Origin of the sequence: Vibrio zhanjiangensis, assembly GCF_030161235.1 — a bacterium.
Lineage (GTDB): Bacteria > Pseudomonadota > Gammaproteobacteria > Enterobacterales > Vibrionaceae > Vibrio > Vibrio zhanjiangensis.
On sequence record NZ_BSPW01000063.1, the window covers coordinates 1 to 17,375 of the forward strand.

General features: G+C 43.5%; 18 protein-coding genes. 9 read left to right on the top strand and 9 right to left on the bottom strand.

The annotated features are described in order from the left end of the window. Positions 1-120: 120 nt before the first annotated feature. Genes QQK21_RS14400 through hemC form a run of 4 tightly spaced genes read right to left on the bottom strand, consistent with a single transcriptional unit; the run spans position 121 to position 4,148 of the window. A complete protein-coding gene (locus QQK21_RS14400) occupies positions 121-1,299 on the bottom strand; it encodes a heme biosynthesis protein HemY (protein WP_284192882.1) in 1,179 nt (392 codons plus the stop codon). Beyond that, positions 1,299-2,465, bottom strand: coding sequence for a uroporphyrinogen-III C-methyltransferase (locus QQK21_RS14405; RefSeq protein ID WP_284192883.1), 1,167 nt, complete (start codon positions 2,463-2,465; stop codon positions 1,299-1,301). Before QQK21_RS14405 ends, QQK21_RS14400 begins: the two co-directional genes overlap by 1 nt. Before the next feature lie 17 nt (positions 2,466-2,482). Further along, positions 2,483-3,205, bottom strand: a complete 723-nt coding sequence (locus tag QQK21_RS14410) for a uroporphyrinogen-III synthase (RefSeq protein WP_284192884.1) — start codon at positions 3,203-3,205, stop codon at positions 2,483-2,485. A gap of 4 nt (positions 3,206-3,209) precedes the next feature. Further along, complete coding sequence (hemC, locus tag QQK21_RS14415) at positions 3,210-4,148, bottom strand: hydroxymethylbilane synthase (RefSeq protein WP_284192885.1); 939 nt, start codon at positions 4,146-4,148, stop codon at positions 3,210-3,212. Positions 4,149-4,483: 335 nt separating this feature from the next. Between hemC and QQK21_RS14420 the strand changes: the two genes are divergently transcribed. Then, positions 4,484-7,012: a class I adenylate cyclase gene (locus QQK21_RS14420; RefSeq protein ID WP_284192886.1), complete on the top strand. Its 2,529-nt coding sequence runs from the start codon at positions 4,484-4,486 to the stop codon at positions 7,010-7,012. A 55-nt stretch (positions 7,013-7,067) separates the two neighbouring features. Here the strand turns inward: QQK21_RS14420 and cyaY are convergent, their stop codons facing one another. Next, positions 7,068-7,382, bottom strand: coding sequence for an iron donor protein CyaY (cyaY, locus tag QQK21_RS14425; RefSeq protein WP_284192887.1), 315 nt, complete (start codon positions 7,380-7,382; stop codon positions 7,068-7,070). Positions 7,383-7,456: 74 nt separating this feature from the next. On the opposite strand from cyaY, the gene lptM reads away from it, so the two are divergent. From lptM to yigB, 6 genes are read left to right on the top strand one after another with little or no spacing between them, the layout of a single operon-like run. Next, positions 7,457-7,579, top strand: a complete 123-nt coding sequence (gene lptM / locus QQK21_RS22340) for an LPS translocon maturation chaperone LptM (RefSeq protein ID WP_431313120.1) — start codon at positions 7,457-7,459, stop codon at positions 7,577-7,579. A gap of 24 nt (positions 7,580-7,603) precedes the next feature. Next, positions 7,604-8,857, top strand: coding sequence for a diaminopimelate decarboxylase (gene lysA, locus QQK21_RS14435; RefSeq protein WP_284192888.1), 1,254 nt, complete (start codon positions 7,604-7,606; stop codon positions 8,855-8,857). A gap of 10 nt (positions 8,858-8,867) precedes the next feature. Continuing rightward, the gene (gene dapF / locus QQK21_RS14440) at positions 8,868-9,698 is read left to right on the top strand and encodes a diaminopimelate epimerase (RefSeq protein ID WP_284192889.1); all 831 of its coding nucleotides are present in this window, start codon (positions 8,868-8,870) and stop codon (positions 9,696-9,698) included. Positions 9,699-9,723: 25 nt separating this feature from the next. After that, positions 9,724-10,431, top strand: coding sequence for a DUF484 family protein (locus tag QQK21_RS14445; RefSeq protein WP_284192890.1), 708 nt, complete (start codon positions 9,724-9,726; stop codon positions 10,429-10,431). Next, positions 10,400-11,329, top strand: coding sequence for a tyrosine recombinase XerC (gene xerC / locus QQK21_RS14450; RefSeq protein ID WP_284192891.1), 930 nt, complete (start codon positions 10,400-10,402; stop codon positions 11,327-11,329). The genes QQK21_RS14445 and xerC overlap by 32 nt, the downstream gene beginning before the upstream one ends. Next, complete coding sequence (gene yigB / locus QQK21_RS14455; protein ID WP_284192892.1) at positions 11,326-12,057, top strand: 5-amino-6-(5-phospho-D-ribitylamino)uracil phosphatase YigB; 732 nt, start codon at positions 11,326-11,328, stop codon at positions 12,055-12,057. The genes xerC and yigB overlap by 4 nt, the downstream gene beginning before the upstream one ends. A 1-nt stretch (position 12,058) precedes the next feature. Here yigB and QQK21_RS14460 read toward each other — a convergent pair whose 3' ends face one another. Both QQK21_RS14460 and QQK21_RS14465 read right to left on the bottom strand, forming a co-directional pair. Then, a complete protein-coding gene (locus QQK21_RS14460; RefSeq protein WP_284192893.1) occupies positions 12,059-12,685 on the bottom strand; it encodes a tRNA-uridine aminocarboxypropyltransferase in 627 nt (208 codons plus the stop codon). Between the two features lies 1 nt (position 12,686). Then, positions 12,687-14,201 (bottom strand): COG3650 family protein, encoded by a 1,515-nt coding sequence (locus tag QQK21_RS14465; RefSeq protein WP_284192894.1) that lies wholly within the window; start codon positions 14,199-14,201, stop codon positions 12,687-12,689. Positions 14,202-14,239: 38 nt separating this feature from the next. Here QQK21_RS14465 and QQK21_RS14470 point away from each other — a divergent pair, with 38 nt between their 5' ends. Beyond that, on the top strand, positions 14,240-14,707 hold the full coding sequence (locus tag QQK21_RS14470) for an EVE domain-containing protein (RefSeq protein ID WP_284192895.1): 468 nt from the start codon (positions 14,240-14,242) through the stop codon (positions 14,705-14,707). 18 nt (positions 14,708-14,725) lie between these two features. Here the strand turns inward: QQK21_RS14470 and QQK21_RS14475 are convergent, their stop codons facing one another. After that, positions 14,726-15,553: a Cof-type HAD-IIB family hydrolase gene (locus QQK21_RS14475; RefSeq protein WP_284192896.1), complete on the bottom strand. Its 828-nt coding sequence runs from the start codon at positions 15,551-15,553 to the stop codon at positions 14,726-14,728. A 112-nt stretch (positions 15,554-15,665) separates the two neighbouring features. Continuing rightward, a complete protein-coding gene (locus tag QQK21_RS14480) occupies positions 15,666-16,655 on the bottom strand; it encodes an alpha/beta fold hydrolase (RefSeq protein WP_284192897.1) in 990 nt (329 codons plus the stop codon). An 86-nt stretch (positions 16,656-16,741) separates the two neighbouring features. Here QQK21_RS14480 and rhtB point away from each other — a divergent pair, with 86 nt between their 5' ends. Then, on the top strand, positions 16,742-17,359 hold the full coding sequence (gene rhtB, locus QQK21_RS14485; RefSeq protein ID WP_284192898.1) for a homoserine/homoserine lactone efflux protein: 618 nt from the start codon (positions 16,742-16,744) through the stop codon (positions 17,357-17,359). Positions 17,360-17,375 lie beyond the last annotated feature (16 nt).

Consider the following 17,375-nt stretch of genomic DNA (forward strand, 5'->3'; position numbering starts at 1 on the left):
CAATTGCAAGGTTTGATGGACCTGTTGTCTGATGAAGGGAATTACCTCATCTTCAAACCAAGGGTTATTGTGTGATAACAATAAAAAACCGGCCTAGGCCGGTTAGATAATCAGATATAGCTATACTTGCACTATGGTTAATGCTTTTTTGGACACTTCTCGTGCTGCTCTGGTCATGTTCTGTTTTTCTAATGCGTCAGCCAGATGGGTGTAATCTGAAAGGCTGGAGCGAATAGACAGCGCGTTCTCGAGATGTTGTTGGGCTTGTGGCCAATCTCCTTTTCTTAAATGAAATCGGGCGAGTGCACTATGAGCAGAAGCATTGCTATTGTCTTTTTTTAATATGGTCTCTAGAAAAGCCATGATCGGATGTGAGTCGGCTAAGTTCATTTCTGGAAGTAGTGTGTAAAGTTCCGATCTGGGCTGTTTTTTCAGATATTCTTTTACTACTGTAAAGGCTTGTGTGTCTGATTTTCGGCTCATCAGTTGTTTAGCAAAACATTCGACAATCTCGGTATCTTCTTTCAGTTTACGTGGCAGTCTATCCCAGTAATTTGTTAAGCCATCGCTACCTTGCTGCTGAGCGAGTTGCTCAAGTAGACCGCACTGAGCTTGTCGATTGAGTTGTTCTCGTTCTTCTTTGGAGATTATTTTGTTTTTCTCCAGACCTGGTAGGCTATCGAGCAATGGTTGCCACATCTTGAGTTCAGTATGAACACGTTTCAGCAACGAAAGGACAACTGGGTTGCTGGCTTGATTAGCATTTAAACCTGAAAGGGTGTCAAAAGCGGCACCATAATCATTTTCGGCGACTTGTTGCTTTGCTTGTGTAAGTGCGACTGCTAGCTCTGAGTTTTCTTGTTTAGAAGCGAGTTCCAAGTACTGGGCGCGTTTTGTTTTATCTCCCATCCTATGGGCAGCTTCTGATGCGACCAGATAACATAACAAAGGCATGTCATGATGATTTGCTTTGTATGTGGCTTTTTTTTCTGCCGATTTAAAATCGCCTTCCAGAAGTTTAATGATACTTTCATTGGTATAGCGACGGGCTTGTTTGACCTTTCGGACCGAGAAGTAATTCCAAGTTACTGAACTGGCATAGAGTGCTTTTTTAATCAAAAACTCTAAGCCAAATAGTATAACGATGCCTGCAAGCATCACGACAATCAGTGTTGTGACGCTCATCTCTATGGTTTTATCTGCAATTGAAATGAGTACATATCCTTGTTGACCTGCGTATTGCGTGCCGACGAAAAGCCCTATACCCAAAATAACGAAAAGAAAAGCCAGCCTAACCATTATTTATCCTCCATAATTAGAGTCGTCACGTCTCGGCGCAGGCGCTCTCTGATGACATCGGATAGTGACTGCTGCGTTTCTAACTTCACAGGATAACTTATTTGGATATTTTGTTTGCTCAATAAAACAATGGCCTTGTTAAACTCAGCAACCGTATTCGCTTCTTGATTGAAATAGGTATTTGACCAAGAGTCAGCTGTTGTTAGAGCTGTGGTGTAGATGTTTTGTTGCTCCAAATACACGGCTTTGATAGCGGTCTCAAGTTTGGCTTTGAGGTTTTCTTTTAGATAAAAGTGTTGTTGGGGTGAGAGCAGTGGTATAGCACTGCCATCTCTAGTGCGGAATGTAATGAAGTTTTGAGAGAAGTCTTTAAGTGATGCCATGAGGTTGGCTTGCCAATCATGGATGTCTTCTGACACCTTTGGCTGCTCTTTTTCTGAAACCTGCGGCTGAATAGCATTGGCGAGTGGCAGTTTGTCTACTTGTTGCTGCAATGCGGTGATTCTTAGTACTAGTCCATCTTTATCTATTATTGGGATGGATCTTAAGCTCATAATATCGTTTGCTAGAGATTGACGCAGCTGGACTAGACTTGGGTCGTTGAGTGCCGCAATACGTTGATCAGCACTTTCCATCAGTTCCGTGGCACTTTGTACATCGTGTTCTAGGAACAGTTTTCGGCCAGCGAGTTTGACTAGATAATCGGCTTCAGCGAGTAACCAGTCATTTGGCCGGCGTCCTTTTACATCCGCTATGGCGAGTTGCAAGCTGTCTATGCTTCTTTGCTGCTGAGCGAGACGAGTTTCCGTTTTGTGTGAGACGGCTTCTACTTTTAGTACACTTGCTTCTTGGTTGGCAGCCAATTCTTTTTGTATCAAGGTTTTAGTGTCCTGCAACTGAGATTGCAGTGTGCTAATCTGCGTCTGATATTGGATATTCTGCTGATAAGTGTAAAAGGCAAGGCCACTTGGCAATACGATAGAAAGTGCAATTGCGAGTGCCGCAAGTTTGATACCACGTTGAGGTGTTTGGCTTGGCGGGATATGCGCTGTTTTTGGTTTTTGTTCAGGTATATCCGATGTTTTTTTGACTTCCTTTTGTGCCTTATCTTGTGGTTTTTGAACTGATTCAGGTTCACTAGAGTGGTCTTGATTCTTATTTGTCATTGCATTTTGGTCCTGTTCTATCTTGGCTTTAGCGCAGCCAATAAGTCCTTATTTGACGCACTGCCGGTATTGATTACATCGAGAAACCCTAACCGTTGAGCATGGCTTGCGATTCGCTGGCTTGGTACGAAGAGCTGTCGTTTAAATACCCATTCTTTTTTTGTTTGAGTAAGTTGTGATACAAAGTGGTTTAGCTGACCTAGGCTGGTAATGACGACACTTGTGACATGGTTGTTTTTCCAGCGAAGCACTTCTATATCAGGATCAAAAGTGAGATTTTCTCTTTTGTATGCTTCAAGATAGCTAACTTGCGCTCCTCGCTCTAGGAGTGTGCTGTGAATTAGCTCACGGCCACCATTCCCCCGCAGAATAACAATCTTCTTACCCACAACATGTTTGAGTTGGTTGATCTTAAGCAAATGCTCGCTATCTGCGACATCAGGGTAGTGTACGTATTGTTGACTAAATTTACCCAATGTATGTGCCGTTTTTTGACCAACCGCAATATAGATTGTGTTGCTGGGCCATTCACCATTGAGCGCCTGTTGAGTATACGAGACAGCATGTTGGCTTACAGCGATGACAATATCGATATTTGCAAGATTTTGCTTGATTGAAGCAAAATCTTTGCCCGGTAACATTGTTAGCAGAGGGAGGTGGAGAGCCGGTATCCCGGCAGCATCTAATAGTTGGCAAAGTGCTTGACCTTGTTCATTTGGACGGGTGACCAACACTGCCATATTCTTACTCGTGTTCTGCGTACAATCTGGTTAGGATTTCACGTGCGCCACTGTCTAATAACTGGTGAGCCAATGTTACCCCAAGTGCTTCGGCTTGGTTGCGCAATCCTCTGATTTCTCCCCTTATAACCTTTGAACCATCCGGTTGTCCCACGAGAGCTCTTAGCCATAATTCGTTCCCTTCCAACTCGCAGTAGCTGCCAATGGGGACTTGGCAACCACCTTCCAATGTTAAGTTCATTGCGCGTTCGCACATGACTTTGTCATAGGTTGCAGGGTGGTTTAGCGGCTCAAGAAGCTCTATAAGGCGCTTATCGCCAAGGCGACATTCAATACCTATCGCACCTTGCCCCACCGCAGGAAGTGACTGCTCAGGCTCGATAAAGCTTCGGATGCGTTGTTCCAAATTAAGGCGCTTTAGTCCAGCAGCTGCAAGGATGATGGCATCATATTCTCCGCCGTCCAGTTTGTTCAGCCTTGTTCCAACGTTGCCTCTTAATTCCTTGATAACTAAATCAGGGCGATATTCTTTGATTTGGCACTGGCGACGTAGGCTGCATGTGCCTACGGTAGCACCCTCGGGAAGCTCGTTTATATCCTTGTATAAGTTAGATACAAAAGCATCTCTGGCGTCATCACGCTCACAAATAGTGACGAGTCCTAACCCTTCTGGGAAATCGACTGGAACGTCTTTCATCGAGTGTACTGCCAAATCGGCACGGTTTTCTAGCATGGCAACTTCGAGTTCTTTAACGAATAAGCCTTTTCCACCTACTTTTGCCAGAGGGGTATCGAGAATGACATCGCCTTTGGTTACCATGGTGACCAGTTCGACTTCCAATCCCGGATGCGCGGCTTGTAGAGCATCTTTGACAAAATGTGCTTGCCATAAAGCAAGTGGGCTTTTCCGTGTAGCAATGCGAATAGGAGTTGGTTGAGTCATATTTAGCTTTTGATTTGAGATATCGATGTTCTAATCCTACCACTCTATAGTAAAAAGTCTTACTGCTAGATCTTGGCATTGATTGAATCGCTTCGGCCTAGCATATAATATTCAAAATAGTGTGATTTTGATCTCGTTTATATATTGAGCTATTGTTACTAAAGAGAGATACGTACCACACTAAGACGCAAGCATATTGATTAACAAAACATTGTTGGTGTGGTCATACCTTTCTTTACCATTGGCAATAAAAGTGTTAAATTGATCACGTTTTGTTAGTGCGATGGAACACTTTATCGTCATGGCACCGTTAGGGATTTAACAAGGATTTTACCTTGCAGGCTTACATTAAGACGCTTATCCAGAGACTTGATAACCTAAACCAGCAGCGTATCGAACGTGCTCTGGCGCTTATGGATTTACAAAGTCAGTACGTCTTTGATCTGATTCCTGTGCTGCTTCATTTTAATCACTCCGCTATTCCTGGCTATTATGATACGCACGTGCCTTCGGGTGTGTTTGGCCTTGAGTTCAACAAAGTTCAGCAACAATTCGTTGAAGACGTTGAATTAACCATGGGCCAAGCGTTAACCTCCAGTCCAGAGTCTGCCATCTTGGCCTTGTATACTATGGGTAGTACATCATCTATAGGACAAAGCACGTCGAGTGACTTGGATATCTGGGTTTGTGTTTCACCACACATGAGTAGTGAAGAGCGAGAGTCTCTGGCGAATAAATGCACGTTAATCACGCAGTGGGCACAAAACCAAGGTGTTGAAGCGAACTTTTTCGTTATGGATGAAACACGATTTCGCAATAACTACTCAGAAAAAATGACGGGTGATAACTGTGGGTCATCTCAGCATCTGCTGCTGCTTGATGAGTTTTATCGCTCAGCCGTTCGTCTAGCTGGACAAAGGTTGCTGTGGCAAATTGTGCCTCCAGAAATGGAAGAATGTTATGATGAATATGTCGCCGATCTTTGCCGTCAAGGCTGTATTGATTGTGAGCATTGGATTGACTTTGGGCAGCTAAATCGTATTCCTGCCGAGGAATATTTTGGGTCAAACTTATGGCAGCTCTACAAGAGTATCGACTCTCCTTACAAATCGGTACTGAAAGCTATCTTGCTCGAAGCTTATTCTTGGGAATATCCACATACTCAATTGCTTAGCATAGATACTAAACGACGCTTCTTTGCGCACGAACCCGATTTATATGGTATGGATGCGTACTACCTGATGTTGGAAAAGGTGACCCGATATCTGGAGCGTATTAATGACCATGCTAGGTTGGATTTAGTCAGACGTTGTTTCTATCTCAAAACACACGAAAAGCTCTCGCGTGCTCCTGGTGCAGGTTCGGTAGCGTGGCGTCGTGAAGCACTTAATGACCTCATTCAGAAGTGGCAGTGGGATGATGCAGTGCTTGCCGAGCTTGACGACCGCCGCAATTGGAAAGTAGAACAGGTTAAGGTAGTGCATCATGCGCTTCTTGACGCTCTGATGCTAAGTTATCGAAATCTTATCCAATTTGCTCGTCGCAATGATATTACTTCGGCGATAAGTCCTCAAGATATCAGTATTTTAGCTCGAAAACTTTATGCGGCTTTTGAAGTCTTGCCCGGAAAAGTGACCCTGCTCAACCCTCAGATATCACCGGATTTGCACGAACCTGACTTAAGCTTCATCGAAGTCCAGTCTGGCCGAGTAAATAAACCGGGTTGGTATTTATATAAACAACCACTCACACCAGAGCGTATCATCGGTCAGCCATTTCTTGAACACAATGAATACCTTAGTAAGCTGGTGGCTTGGTCATTTTTCAATGGTTTGATAACCGAGTCGACTCGGTTACATTCTGTGGTTCGAGGTGCACATCTTGATATCGATAAGTTTTATCAGATGGTCAGCGATCTGCGCAATACGTTTTCATTGCGAAAACGTAGGCCAACAATGCAAGCGTTGGCAAGCCCATGTGAGATAAGTCAGCTTGCGATGTTCATCAACTTCGAAGATGATCCAACCAGTAACCTTAGTGGTCGTTCACTTAAAGTCGATCTCAAATCAACCGATATCTTCAGTTTTGCAGACGAACAAATTTGTCTTGTCGGTAGTGTGGATTTGGTATATCGAAATTCTTGGCATGAAGTTCGTACTCTCCACTTTAGAGGTGAGACTGCGATGCTGGATGCGTTGAAAACGATTTTAGGAAAAATGCACCAAGACGCCGTCCCACCTGAATCCGTCGATGTTTTTTGCTACAGCAAAAATTTACGTGGTGTTATGCGTAATATGGTTTACCAGCTACTTGCTGAGTGTATTGACTTACGTCTAAAACCAATTGAACAAGACAAGCGCCGTCGTTTTAAAGCATTGAAAATTGCCCAGAAAACCTATGGTCTTTTCTTCGAACGTCGTGGTGTGTCAGTACAGACTCTTGAAAATTCGGTGGATTTTTATCGGAGTATTTCAATCAGTAAGCTCAAGGGCTCTCCACTATTGATGCTGGATAAAGAACAAGAATTCCAGCTACCACAAATTGTTGATTGCTATGCGAGTGAGGGTTTAATTCAGTTCTTTTTTGAAGATAGCGAGCAGGGCTTTAATATTTATGTGTTAGATGAAGTAAACCGTATCGAGGTTTACCATCAATTTAGTGGTCTTAAAGATGATATGATTGCTAGCGTAAACAGCTTTTACACTTCAATAAAAGATGATAGCCAACTACCCACTCAGTTGATTAATTTTAATCTGCCTCAATACTATCAAATTGTTCACCCAGAAGAGGGTGAGCCTTATATTGAACCTTATCGTAACGATGGGACTACGTATTCTAAGTCTGGTAAAGCAGTTAATGCTTAAGTGTCTGCCCATTGCCTCAATCTAACTTGAAATATCCAAACAGACACTCGCTTATCTATACCCAATCTATGACTTCGCTACAGTGCTTTTGGCATTCTTGTTTTACCATAGCGATAAGTTCAGCGCCTGTTTTTGAACAGATCCACGTATTGTCTACTAGAGCGAAATGAAAACCTCCCGATTTAGAAGCGATCCATATCTCCTTCATTGGTTCTTGGCGGTTTATGATGATTTGGCTGCGGTCTTCAAATTCTAGCGTCATCACATTACCAGAGGTTTCATAGTCAATGTCAGCGCCTGAATCATCGATCATTTCTTCGATAATTTGCATTTGAATATCTACCAACTGATGAAATTCAGTATCGTTCATCTTGTTACCCTATTGCTTTTCTAAAATGTGGTGCGATTATAGGGGGCATTGAAAGATTAATCACGATACAAGGCATGAAAAAATCAATCGTTGCTTTATTTGTTTTAACTGTTCTTGGCTTAACCGCCTGTGGTCAAACTGGACCTCTCTATATGCCTGAAGAAGACTCTCAGAATGAGCAACCTTCACAACAATAACTATTTTTTATAAAGGATCGCATTTTGGATTACTTTAACTATCAGGATGACGGCCAGCTATGGGCTGAAGACGTACCTCTCACAGAATTAGCAGAGCGCTATGGTACTCCGCTGTATGTATACTCTCGCGCCACACTTGAACGCCATTGGAATGCATTTGATAAGTCGGTTGGCGAACATCCACATTTAGTCTGTTATGCGGTGAAGGCAAATTCAAATTTGGGTGTGCTTAACGCTCTTGCTCGCTTAGGGTCGGGATTTGATATTGTATCTGGCGGAGAACTCGAACGAGTTATCGCTGCAGGTGGTGAACCGAGTAAAGTGGTTTTTTCTGGTGTCGGCAAAACCGCCCAAGAGATGAAGCGTGCTTTAGAGCTCGGCATCAAATGTTTCAATGTTGAATCTGAGCCTGAACTAGAAAGGTTGAATCAAGTTGCTGGAGAGCTAGGAGTAAAAGCCCCGATTTCATTGCGCATCAACCCAGATGTTGATGCAAATACCCATCCCTATATCTCGACGGGTTTGCGCGATAATAAGTTTGGTATTGCTTTTGATAGAGCGCCAGCTGTCTATGAATTTGCTCAAAGTCTTGAGCATTTAGATATTCAAGGTATCGACTGTCATATCGGTTCTCAGCTCACTGATATTGAGCCTTTCATTGATGCGACTGACCGTCTTTTAGCCTTGATTGATGGCTTGAAAACTCAAGGTATCAATATTAAGCATCTCGATGTTGGTGGTGGGCTGGGTGTCATTTATCGTGATGAGCTGCCACCTCAACCTTCAGATTACGCTAAAGCGCTGTTGGGAAGATTAAAAAACCATCAGGATTTAGAGTTGATATTTGAGCCTGGGCGAGCCATTGCTGCGAACGCAGGGGTGCTGCTTACCAAAGTTGAATTCCTAAAACACACAGAGCATAAGAATTTTGCCATCATCGATGCTGCAATGAACGATCTTATGCGTCCCGCGCTATACCAAGCCTGGCAAGATATTGTGCCGGTAGTGCCAAGAGCTGGAGAAACGGTTACATATGATTTAGTTGGTCCAATATGTGAAACAGGGGATTTTCTTGGTAAAGACCGATCACTAGCCATAGCAGAAAATGATTTGTTGGCTGTGCGCTCTGCCGGTGCCTACGGTTTCGTGATGTCTTCCAACTATAATACTAGGGCTCGCGTTGCGGAAGTCATGGTCGATGGAAGCACAACCCATTTGGTGCGCCAGCGAGAGGAATTATCAAGCTTGTGGGCACTAGAGAATATCCTACCGGAGTAATTGGGGTCTTATGCATTTCCATTTTTCTAAAATGCATGGTTTGGGTAACGATTTTATGGTTGTTGATTGCATTACCCAAAACATTTTCTTTTCACCTGATTTGATCCGTCGTTTGGCGGATCGTCATACAGGGGTGGGGTTTGATCAATTGTTGGTCGTCGAAGCGCCTTATGACCCCGAAACCGATTTTCACTATCGAATTTTTAATGCTGATGGTAGTGAAGTTGAGCAATGTGGTAACGGTGCTCGTTGTTTTGCTCGATTTGTACGCATGAAAGGCTTAACTAATAAGTTCAGCATCAGTGTAAGCACCAAAAAAGGCAAAATGATTCTGCATATCGAAGATGACGATCAAGTGACCGTCAATATGGGCGTACCGGAGTTTGAACCCAGTAAGATTCCATTTAAAGCCAAGCAAGTTGAAAAAACCTATATATTACGTACAGAGGAACATACCTTGTTTTGTGGTGCCGTGAGTATGGGAAACCCACATGTGGTCACTGTGGTTCCAGATACACGCACAGCAGACGTTGATACACTAGGACCAATACTCGAATCCCATGAACGTTTTCCTGAAAGGGTCAATGCGGGATTCATGCAGATAGTGAGTCGCAATGAGGTTAACCTTAGAGTGTTTGAGCGTGGCGCAGGGGAAACGCAAGCTTGTGGTAGCGGTGCATGTGGTGCGGTTGCGGTTGGCATTGTGCAAGAACTGCTGGATGAAAATGTGAAAGTGAATTTGCCTGGAGGTTCGCTGAAAATTAGCTGGCAAGGTCCGGGTAAGCCATTGTTTATGACCGGTCCTGCCTGCCATGTTTTTGATGGTCAGCTAAGCTGTTAATAGAATAACTAATAAAGGAATCAATGTGTCACAGTTTGAGGTGGATACACTGACTGCTGAGGTTGTCGCTGACTATTTGCGTGATCATCCGGATTTTTTCGCTAAGCGAAGTGAGTTGTTTGATAGGCTCGCTTTGCCTTGTCATGAAAGTGGGGCGATCTCGCTTGTTCATCTACAAATGCAAAGACAGCGTCAGCGTATAGAAGAGTTAGAAGAAGAGATCACGGCTTTGATGTCGCTGGCTAAGGGTAACGATCGAACCTTTCATGATTTTATGTCACTTGAAGAAGGCATTCTTCAGTGTGATTCGGTGAGCTCTGTTATCGAGGTGGTAGAAAGCACAGCAAAGTCGATGGGACTGATAGCTTATTTCCGTTTGTTAGAGGTACCATCGGCATACTACTCACTGGATAGTAAGGCTTACCAACGTTTTGCTGCCCGCCATCTTAATGGAAAAAATGCCTATTTAGGGCGACTACGCAAAGCGGATAGAATTTCATTATTAGGGGATGGCATACAGGGGTCAGAGATGGGGTCATATGTCATTCTTCCCCTTAAAAGACATGCATTTCAAGGCATTTTGGTGTTTTCTAGCAGTAATGGTGGGCATTTTCAACCGGATATGGACACGTTGTTTTTGAGGCACCTTGCTCTAGTGTTATCTCATCTGATTGGCACCTTACCGTGGAAAAGTGAGACTTATGAATCCGTTAACCACTCCTCTTCCGAATAGTTTGCAAAGCCCTTTAAATCGCTTCTACGAGTATTTAAGAAGCGAAAAGGGGTTAAGTCTACACACTCAACGCAATTACAAACAGCAACTTGAAGCAATGGCGGGTCATCTGGTCGTTATGGGCCTAAATGATTGGTCGCAAGTGGATGCTGCTTGGGTTCGTCAGCTTGCCAGCAAGGGTATGCGTGATGGCATGAAAGCCAGTAGCCTGGCCACTCGATTATCCTCACTACGAAGCTTCTTCGATTTTTTAATCTTACGCGGTGAGCTGGCGGCTAACCCAGCGAAAGGTGTTTCTGCTCCGCGCAAGAAAAGACCTTTGCCAAAGAACCTTGATATTGATGAAGTGAGTCAGTTGCTCGATGTTAATGAAGATGATCCGTTAGCGATTCGAGATAGGGCAATAATGGAGCTTATGTATGGTTCTGGTCTTCGATTAGCGGAGACCGTGAGCATTGATATTCGACATTTGAGCCTGTCAGCTGGTGAGATCCGTGTTGTCGGTAAAGGTGACAAGGAGCGGAAAGTTCCCTTTTCGGGGCTTGCTCGAGAGTGGGTTGCAAAATGGCTGAAAGTACGTGGAAGCATCGCTGATGCCCAAGAACCTGCATTATTTGTTTCCAAGTTGGGTAGCCGAATTTCTCATCGTAACGTTCAAAAACGTTTGGCAGAATGGGGACAAAAGCAATCTGTTGCTAGCCATATTAGCCCACATAAACTTCGCCACTCTTTTGCGACACACATGCTTGAATCAAGTCAAAACTTGCGCGCAGTTCAGGAGCTATTGGGGCATGAGAATATTTCTACGACTCAAATATACACCCATCTCGATTTCCAACATTTAGCCGATGTATACGATCAGGCACACCCAAGAGCGAAGAAGAAGGCAAAGGAATGAAGTTTTTTCGTCCATTTCATGCTATTGAGGCCATGACGTTCGATTTAGATGATACCTTATATGACAATCGTCCTGTGATTAGGCGATTGGAAACGGAGTTTACTGCTTGGCTATACAAGTATCATCCCATTTCTGCTACTCAGCCTATGAGCTGGTGGCGACAACTGAAAAAAGAGCTACTGAGACAAGATGGATGGTTGGCAAACGATCTTACCCTATGGCGTTATAAGCAAATTGAGCTTGGCCTTTATCGTCTTGGTTATGAAAAATGGCAAGCTCAGCAGGCTGCAGATGATGCAATGGAGCAAGTTCGTCATTTGCGAAGTGATTTTCACATCCCGCAGCAAACTCACCAAGTATTGGAAGTCCTCGCTAAGCAAATGCCTTTGGTTGCAATAACGAATGGGAATGTTGATGTTGAACGCATCGGCTTGGCGCGTTACTTTACTTTGATCCTTAAATCAGGACAAGACGGATACGCCAAGCCCCATCGTCAAATGTTTGATAAAGCCGTCGACTACCTTCAACTGCCATCTTATAAGGTGTTGCATGTGGGCGATCATTTGTCTAGCGATGTCCAAGGGGCCAAAGATAGTGGCTTGCAAGCTTGTTGGTTTAACGATCAGTCTGTTTTGTTAAATAGGCACCCATGTGCGCGGGTATTGCCAGATGTTGAAGTATCGAACTTAGGGGAACTTGTTGTGCTGGCGAATATTGGGGCACACTAGCTCAACCAGCCTCTTTCCGCCGCTTCGCTGATTTGGAATCAAATTGGTGGCCACTCTTATCAGCATGAAAAGCTTGGCAGTAATGGCCGAGAAATAAGCGTAATTTTTCAGCGCTGCTTTTATCACCTAGCGCTTGAATAATTTCTGCACCCACTTCAAGCGTACACAGGTTGCCAAGCTCTTGATTACGACGAAGTTGGTAGCTTGATGGCCTACTGGTTTTTATATGAACCTTTGGTATGTCGTTTAACCAAGGGCTTTTACGCACAATCTTTCTCGCTTCCTGCCATGTGCCATCAATGATAATAAAGAGTGGTTTTTTACCTTGGCTTTGACTTAGCCAAATTGCGTTATTTATCAATTGACTGTGTTTCTCTGGAAAAAGCAACAATGGCTGGTAGTTGGGGTGAGTGATTAATGCCATTAGCCTAGAGCAGGGCCGCTTTCGTTGCCAAATATGCTGGCTGGTTGTCTGGGTGGATTTCAGCAACCACTGACCAGTATTGGTGTCTCGCGTCAGTTCATTTTCATGCATAAGTAGCGCAATATGAGCATTTATCTCAATTGATGGTAAGTACTCACATATACAATTATATCGTAATTGACACTCAGGACAGAAAGCGGCCATGTTATAGTGTTATGCCTCCTTGATGGGGTGTTAGACCATCAGCAAAAAGCTGGATTGGGCTTATTTCGTCATAGTTAGCGATAGGCGCATCGCTTGGGTTAAGTGGATACTTGTTACCATCAAATTTCAAAGTGTGTTGGTTGGGAATGGCGCCACCGCCACTGACGAACATGACCAAGTCACGCCAATCTCCATGGCTTTGAGTTCCTAGGTTCAATGGAGTTTGTACCAAAGTGATGCGGCTATTGAATTGCCACTTCGTATTAATATTATTAAATATCAATAGGGTACACCCACCAGAGCCACACCAGTCTAACTGTACCAGTAGCTCTTTTTGTCCGTCGTTATTGAGGTCATACGTCAGCCAACGATAGCGAGTACCCGAGGGATCTTGATTACTACTGGCAAAATAGGTTCGTAGAGCCTCATCCACCATGGGATCAAATTCTGCATTAGAAAAGACTTTGTTGCTCTCAGCTAGGCTATGTTTAGCGGGCTGTTTTTCTATTTTGTATAGCTTTAGTCCACCATCAGCAATATCGTATACCAAAGTACCGACTTTTTCTTTACTCGCTCTTAATTGGTTTGGGGTCTCTTTAGTGTATATACGCTCTGAGCGTAAAGACTGGCCTTGTAAGTGAGTGCTTACTACTTGTATCTGTTCTTTGTTGAGCTGTTGCCAAAAGCCCTTCTCGACAGTATTTTCGCTACCATCCTGATAGCTGTACGTAGTGCTAGCTGTATGATCTGAATTTAGTTTTAACGTGACACTAAAGGGGGTTCCTTTGCTTGACTTGGCCTGATAAGTAGCCACCCAATTTAAGCTGGTATCTTGATTGGAAAGTGTTGCACAGCCTTGATAATTCCTGTCTCCCAGATTGAGAGTGGCTCTCCAGCCATAGAGACTGTCACTCATAGTATCTTTGCAACTTTGTTGGTTTAGCTCCAAGTTACCATTGCTAAATGTGTAGCGGCGACGATCGTGTTGGAGTTTGCTTGATTGTAAATCAAGCTGTTCGGCTGGATACCCCATTTGTTCAAACTGAACTGAATTTTGTATAAATTTTGCTGACCAAAAGGGTTCATTACCGAACGCTTTTGTCGGTTGTGTAGATTGATTACAACGCTTAGGGTTTTCTGCCGTCAGAAGGTTTATTTGTTCAACAACAAAGCGAGCACCATAGTTTGCGGCAAATCCTTTTGAGTCTGGCGCTTTAAGGTGGCCTATCATTTCGCCGTATATTGGGGCATAAGGTGAGCGAACCAATTTCATTGCTTGCTGAAACTTGTCCTCAGGCATGTCTAGCCAGTACTGCTGGTGGCTACCACAGGGTGTTATAGAACGAGCTTCGTGACCTAAAATAACTTCACCTCGGATAACGAATGACTGAGGTTTTATTGAGGAAGGATTACTGAGTGATGCGAGTGTGGTTTCAGGTTGGCTGGACTGGAAGCTAGAACAAGCTTGCAGCAGTACAGCAGCAGTCAGCGCCACTGGGTTTCTTAACGCCTTCATGGTATATCTTCCTCATAGTAAATTATTCGGACGTCATTATGGCATATTGGTTATTCAAAACTGAACCAGACACTTTCTCTATTGACACACTTCGCACACAAATTACCTCTTGTTGGGAAGGAGTAAGGAATTATCAGGCACGTAATATGATGAGAGACCTGATCAAAGTTGGTGATTTTGTGCTCATTTATCATTCATCTTGCAAACATGTTGGTGTTGCAGGCATTGCTAAAGTCATCAAAGAATCTTATCCCGATCATTTCGCTTTTGATCCTGACAGTGACTATTTTGATCCTAAATCCACAATCGATAATCCCCGCTGGTTTATGGTTGATATTGAGTTTGTGAGAAAAACGGAGCGCCTAATTCCTTTGTCGGTGTTGAAGGCGATACCAGAATTGGTAAATATGCCTTTAGTGAAACGGGGTAGCCGCCTGTCAATCATGCCTGTTAGTGAGCAAGAGTGGCAGGCGATACTAGAAAAAGAAAAGAATGCTCTTTTGTAGTAGCAGTCTCAATGCTGTCTAGAATAAGTGGGTGTGTAAGTAGTGAGCCACGGCATCATTGGCATGGCTGCCAATTACTTCATTGTTCGGTAGTGCTTGCTTTACTTTATCATGGGCGGTTTCCATGATAAGTCCTTTTCCTGCCATTGAGAGCATCTCAACATCATTCATGCCGTCACCAAAGGCAATGCAGTTTTCAAGAGTTAAACCAAGAGACTTGGCGATAACGTTAAGAGCCTCACCTTTTGAAACATCAGCTGCCATGACTTCGAGACACCATGGCGTTGAAAAGGCGACATTGAGTTTTCCTGCAAAGCGTTCGTTTAATTGTTGTTCAAATGTGACTAGGTGGTCGTGATCTTTGTTTGGATCAGTGAAGAAGATTTTTGCAATGCCGTCAGAGGGGGCTGATTGTGCGTCAAACCTTTTAAAAGCGAACCCTGATTCATTGTGAAAACTGGCAAGCGTGTCATCTGCTCGGTCCAATAACCAATTCTCATCTTGGTACATGTGAATAAAAATATTAGGGTCTTGACGTACGAGATCAATCACAGGTTGGACTAAGTTGGTCGGTATGTTATTGCTGTACATTAGATTGTCATCTTGGTCGTGAACCCTAGCGCCGTTAGAAGTGATCATATAAGCAGGTATGCCAGCTTGGGACCTGATGCCTGCAACATCGACATGATGTCGGCCTGTCGCAAAAATAAAGGTATAGCCTTTTTGGTGCAGCTCCTTTAACGTAAGTTTAGAAAACTCGCTTAGTTTGTGGTCTGGAGCGAGTAAGGTGCCGTCTAAATCGGAGGCGACGAGTTGGAAAGAGTGTTCATTAGGTATATCAGTCATATCATTCTCATGATCTATTCGTTCAAATACGGCTAAAGGGCCAGTCCATTATGTTACAGCAGTAAGAATGCTGAAAAGAGGGTCAAGATAAGTTTGAGTTTTTCCTAGTTTATCAATAGTGGCTAAAAAAAGAGAATATGGCGTCTAGGGCTTGATTTCGATACTCATCTTTTTCAAACAAAATTTCGTGGCGTGAGTTCTCAATGGTTCTAAGCTGAGATTGCTGATTATATTTGACTAGTTTGTTAAAAAACTTGACCTGATCATGGTTAGAAACCACTTCATCACACTCAGCTTGCAGTATTAGAAGTGGAGTATGAATGTGCCTTGCCATCAGATAACATTTTTTGGCTGCCATTAGTCCTTGCCACACCCAGCGATGACTGGCTCCACCGACTTTTAGTTCAGGCCTTTTTTCATACAGCTCTCTAAACCACTGATAGCGCACATCACTTTGAGTGAGAAGATTGTTGTCAAAGGGTTTGGAATAATAAGGCTGTTGCCCGGGAGCAAATTTTGGTTGTGATGAGAGCGACGCCATAATTTGATTATATGGCAAAGCGATAAGTTTAAGGCACCACGGTAAGTTGACACCCAACATGGGAGCGCTGAGTGCAATGGCGCAAAATGGGTGCTGTGGATAGGTTTGGAGGTAGCGAGTTGCGATATTTCCTCCCATTGAATGCCCTAACAAGTAACAATTTTTATATGACTCTAAATGGAAGTGCGTTATCAAATGGTTTAGATCATGTACATAGTCCTCAAAGTCCTGCACGTAGCCCATCTCGACATCATCAATTAATCGGTCGGATAAACCTTGCCCTCTGTGATCAAATGAATAAATATCGTAACCTTGTTGGAATAGATCGTAGAAAAGCTCTTGGTATTTCCAAGTACATTCAATACGACCATTGACGACAACAATGGCTTTGTCATGATTGGCTGATGAAATTTTTATCCAAAACAAACGTGTTTTATCAAAAGATCGAACAAATCCTTCTTCACGGGTTGACCATAATTGAGCGATTTCATTACTGATGACTTGCTCAAAATCAAACTCTTGGGTATAACGAGGTTCAATGGTTGAGGCTGATTTATTCATTATTGTGTGCCTACTATCAATACGAATAACATGAACAAGTCTAAATTATGTGCGGCTGAAGTCGTTTAGTCGAGGAGAAAAGCAGTATGGATAGTCATGTTTGGTTCGCTTATGTGATAACGGCAATTGTATTTAGCCTGGCACCAGGCTCGGGCATGGTGAACTCTGTCTGCAATGGGCTTGCCTACGGAACCCGCAAGTCTTTGGCTGCTGTCGTTGGTCTACAAATTGGTTTGGCAATACATATTTTGTTAGTTGGCGCAGGTATTGGTGCGCTTGTTGCCCAATCGGCTACCACCTTTATTGTAATTAAGTGGTTGGGCGCCGGTTATCTGATCTGGCTAGGCCTGCAAAAGTGGCGAGATAGGTCAACTTTTACCACTCAAACGCCACATAAAGTACTCTCTTCAGTTGCATTAATGCGCAAAGCTATGTTAATCAATCTTACCAACCCCAAATCCATTGTGTTCTTGGTTGCCTTGTTTCCCCAGTTTATTGATCCTGCAGGAGATGAGCTTTCTCAACTGGTGATATTAGGGCTAACGACGGTAGCCATCGATTTTATAGTTATGGTGGGGTACACCTCGCTGGCTTCACGTATGGGACGTTTTATTCGGTCAGATCATATGATGGGTAAGCTCAATAAGCTATTTGGTTCCATATTTATATTATGTGGAGCATTACTGGCGACGACGAAAGTCTAACTTGAGGCTCGGTGCA

Excerpts from the sequence above, each read along its gene's own strand:
- QQK21_RS14400 (WP_284192882.1), bottom strand. The coding sequence starts at position 1,299 with ATGGTTAGGCTGGCTTTTCTTTTCGTTATTTTGGGTATAGGGCTTTTC.
- QQK21_RS14405 (WP_284192883.1), bottom strand. The coding sequence starts at position 2,465 with ATGACAAATAAGAATCAAGACCACTCTAGTGAACCTGAATCAGTTCAA.
- QQK21_RS14410 (WP_284192884.1), bottom strand. The coding sequence starts at position 3,205 with ATGGCAGTGTTGGTCACCCGTCCAAATGAACAAGGTCAAGCACTTTGC.
- hemC (WP_284192885.1), bottom strand. The coding sequence starts at position 4,148 with ATGACTCAACCAACTCCTATTCGCATTGCTACACGGAAAAGCCCACTT.
- cyaY (WP_284192887.1), bottom strand. The coding sequence starts at position 7,382 with ATGAACGATACTGAATTTCATCAGTTGGTAGATATTCAAATGCAAATT.
- lptM (WP_431313120.1), top strand. The coding sequence starts at position 7,457 with ATGAAAAAATCAATCGTTGCTTTATTTGTTTTAACTGTTCTTGGCTTA.
- dapF (WP_284192889.1), top strand. The coding sequence starts at position 8,868 with ATGCATTTCCATTTTTCTAAAATGCATGGTTTGGGTAACGATTTTATG.
- xerC (WP_284192891.1), top strand. The coding sequence starts at position 10,400 with ATGAATCCGTTAACCACTCCTCTTCCGAATAGTTTGCAAAGCCCTTTA.
- yigB (WP_284192892.1), top strand. The coding sequence starts at position 11,326 with ATGAAGTTTTTTCGTCCATTTCATGCTATTGAGGCCATGACGTTCGAT.
- QQK21_RS14460 (WP_284192893.1), bottom strand. The coding sequence starts at position 12,685 with ATGGCCGCTTTCTGTCCTGAGTGTCAATTACGATATAATTGTATATGT.
- QQK21_RS14465 (WP_284192894.1), bottom strand. The coding sequence starts at position 14,201 with ATGAAGGCGTTAAGAAACCCAGTGGCGCTGACTGCTGCTGTACTGCTG.
- QQK21_RS14470 (WP_284192895.1), top strand. The coding sequence starts at position 14,240 with ATGGCATATTGGTTATTCAAAACTGAACCAGACACTTTCTCTATTGAC.
- QQK21_RS14475 (WP_284192896.1), bottom strand. The coding sequence starts at position 15,553 with ATGACTGATATACCTAATGAACACTCTTTCCAACTCGTCGCCTCCGAT.
- QQK21_RS14480 (WP_284192897.1), bottom strand. The coding sequence starts at position 16,655 with ATGAATAAATCAGCCTCAACCATTGAACCTCGTTATACCCAAGAGTTT.
- rhtB (WP_284192898.1), top strand. The coding sequence starts at position 16,742 with ATGGATAGTCATGTTTGGTTCGCTTATGTGATAACGGCAATTGTATTT.